Source organism: Candidatus Margulisiibacteriota bacterium (assembly GCA_041658645.1).
Classification (GTDB): Bacteria; Margulisbacteria; WOR-1; order O2-12-FULL-45-9; family XYB2-FULL-48-7; genus JBAZZV01.
This window is the reverse complement of sequence record JBAZZV010000030.1, coordinates 1-2769: the sequence shown is the minus strand read 5'-3', so window position 1 is coordinate 2769 and position 2769 is coordinate 1. Positions and strand designations below refer to the sequence as shown.

The window sequence follows — 2769 nt, the reverse complement described above, 5'->3', positions numbered from 1 at the left end:
ATGAAAAAAGCCGCCAATAAATATTTTTTTTCTCGATCCATGCGATAAATTAATAAATAAAAAAAATCTTTCCTTCTAAGCAGGAAAGACCAAAAAAAACCCTCAGTAGTCCTGCTCGGGACAATTAATACATTATAATCCATATATCCGACATTCGGGCTCACCCGTAAGCTCCGGGCATTACCGCTGCGGCACAGCCGGGGAATCTCACCCCAGTTTCTCGGATATAAGGCTTTTTGTCCGCCGCTTCAAAATGCAAAATGCGGCGACTGATGAATACTTAAGATTATATTATTAATATCCGCCGCTTGTCAATCAGACGAATCTCGTCTTTGCTTTTCCGATCAAGACGGCAATCGTCATCAAGGTGGCAATTTCCATAATGCATGACAGAACAGCTCGGCGATTTTTTCTTTCTTCTATTTTTTTGCTATAGTGATCTTATGGATCAACTGATCTCTTTTTCCGCCTCCACGCAAACAATCCTGACAGCCATACCGGTTTTAAAATATGGCTTGCTTTTTTTATTGACCGTGATTGAGGGGCCCCTGGTGGCCATGATCGCCGGACTATTGGCTTCACTCGGTTTTTTTAATCTCGCTCTGGCTTACTTGGTGATTATCGCCGGCGATCTGGTCAGCGATAGCCTTTACTATAGTATCGGTTTTTGGGGGCGGGAAAAATCAATAAAAAAATACGGCCGCTTTTTACTCCTTGACCAAACAAAATTACATAAATTTGAAACTTTGGTCCGTTATCATTCCGGCAAGGTTTTAATTCTTGGCAAGCTGACGCATTTCGCAGGCGTGCCGATTCTTCTGGCCGCCGGACTCGTAAAAATTCCCTACCGAAAATTTATCTGGTATGACACGCTTGCCACCCTGCCGAAATCATTAGCCTTTCTGTTGCTCGGTTATTATTTCGGCGGCCTGACCGGCACCATTAATCGCTATTTGGAGTATGGCACTTTGATCACCGGCGGCCTGCTCGCGATCATCTTTGCCGGTTATTTGTTCGCGGGAAAATATTTAGAAAAAAAACTGTCTGACAATAAATAATCATTATTTAAAAACAGCCTAGCCCACCAGGCCGTTTTTTGTTTGTTCAATAATTATTTTTTTCGCTTTACCCAAAGCACGGCCAAAATCGTTGAGATCGGCACCGCCAGTATTAAGCCGATTGAACCGGCGAGCGAGCGTACAATCTCGGTTGCTAAAAGTTCATTGTTAATTGCGATATCCCAGCTGGCAAAAGCGCTCTGGCCGCTGACAAAAAGAATCATCAAGGGCAAAGAAGCGCCGGCATAAGCCAGGAACAGGGTATTGGTCATTGAGCTGATGTGTGCCACCCCGACACGATGAGCTTTGCTAAAAATTTCTTTGCGCGTCAGGCCGGAATTTGCTTTATCCAATTCTTCCACCGAGGCGACTTGTGAAATTACCACATCATCCAGCACGCCCAAAGTGCCGATAATGATACCGGCGAGCAATATGCCTTGTAAATTCAATTTAGCCGTACCCAAGTTTGCAATAAACGAAGCCTCTTCGTTCCCCATGCCGGAAAGTCTCGCTAAATGGACAAATAGCCAGGACAAGGCAACGGTCAACAATAAGCTGATGAAAATACTTGCCACCGAAATATTGGCATTCATCGTAAGTCCTTCCGTCAGATAGATAATCACCACCAGAATTGCAAGTGAACCTATAATCGTTACGATAATCGGATCGGCGCCGTCCAGAATCTGCGGCACGATATATTTAATCATCACTAAAAAAGTCAGCGCCAACGAGATGATGGAACGCAAACCTTTCCAGCGGCCGACCGCAACGATAGCAACGACGAAAACCAAAAACAGCCATAAGATGCTTTTGGTGCGTACATAATCAGTAATATAATACTTATCATTCCCCTGTTCGTCTTTTGAGGCTGTAACCAGCACCTCATCGCCGACCCGATAGATATTGTTAATATTTGCCGTCTGGTCGCCCACGCCCTTGATAAAAATCTCTTTATTTTTAAATTCATTTTCCGTGCCCGTAAGTTTCAGATCTTGTTGCGTACCGCTGGTGCCATCCGGCAAATTAATTACCTGCTGGGACGTCACCTCTGACACACCAGCCTTGAAAATTTTATCAGCGGCGGTATTGTCCTGGGCCCATACGGAAATTGGAGCCAATAAACCACAAAACAAACTAATTATAAAAATTTTTTTCAGCATTTGATGATTATTTGATAAGTATTTTAGCCGAAAGCCAACCAGCCAGGCCGAAATAAGAGCAACAGCCCGATTGCAAGCATCAACAACCCGCCAACCAAATTAGAGTACTTGGTGACCCGCGAGCTGATTGCGGTAACGCGCAGCGAATACATGGCGATCAAAAAAATAACCAGCTGCGGCAAAATATAAAAGAAGACATAAAGCAGTAAGTATAGATAATATTGCAATTTTGACAAGCCCGCCATGGTTAAAATCGGTACATAAACCGCCGGTAAGCCGGCACTGCACAACAACTCAACCAAGTTGATTGAAGCGCCCAGCGCTGCAATACCGATGATGGCAAAAAGCAAGCGCGGATTACCGGCAATCTCCTTAAGCCGTTCTATAATTTTCCTGCGGCGAGCATCATCTTCAATTTTGCAGCCGCCCTTACGGTCAACCCAATACTTTTTCAGATAGAACGCCCCGCTTGCAACCGCAAACAAAGCAATCGCCAGGCGCAGCCAACTCAAATATCCGATAAATAAATAAATATTCAGCCAGGCGGCGAG

General features: G+C 44.5%; 3 protein-coding genes and 1 riboswitch. Of the genes, 1 reads left to right on the top strand and 2 read right to left on the bottom strand.

Annotation, left to right across the window (positions count from 1 at the left end; translation table 11 throughout):
- Positions 1-127 precede the first annotated feature (127 nt).
- Positions 128-271, bottom strand: a riboswitch (cobalamin riboswitch).
- Positions 272-443: 172 nt separating this feature from the next.
- Positions 444-1058, top strand: a complete 615-nt coding sequence (locus WC903_09245; GenBank protein MFA5894130.1) for a DedA family protein — start codon at positions 444-446, stop codon at positions 1056-1058.
- 53 nt (positions 1059-1111) lie between these two features.
- On the opposite strand, the gene WC903_09240 is transcribed toward WC903_09245, so the two are convergent.
- Together WC903_09240 and WC903_09235 are read right to left on the bottom strand one after the other, a co-directional pair.
- Positions 1112-2218: a YibE/F family protein gene (locus WC903_09240; protein MFA5894129.1), complete on the bottom strand. Its 1107-nt coding sequence runs from the start codon at positions 2216-2218 to the stop codon at positions 1112-1114.
- Positions 2219-2241: 23 nt separating this feature from the next.
- The coding region (locus WC903_09235) for a hypothetical protein (protein ID MFA5894128.1) at positions 2242-2769 on the bottom strand (528 nt) is incomplete at its 5' end.

Bases quoted from the DNA above. Each gene is read 5' to 3' on its own strand.
- WC903_09245 (MFA5894130.1), top strand. From the start codon at position 444: ATGGATCAACTGATCTCTTTTTCCGCCTCCACGCAAACAATCCTGACA.
- WC903_09240 (MFA5894129.1), bottom strand. From the start codon at position 2,218: ATGCTGAAAAAAATTTTTATAATTAGTTTGTTTTGTGGTTTATTGGCT.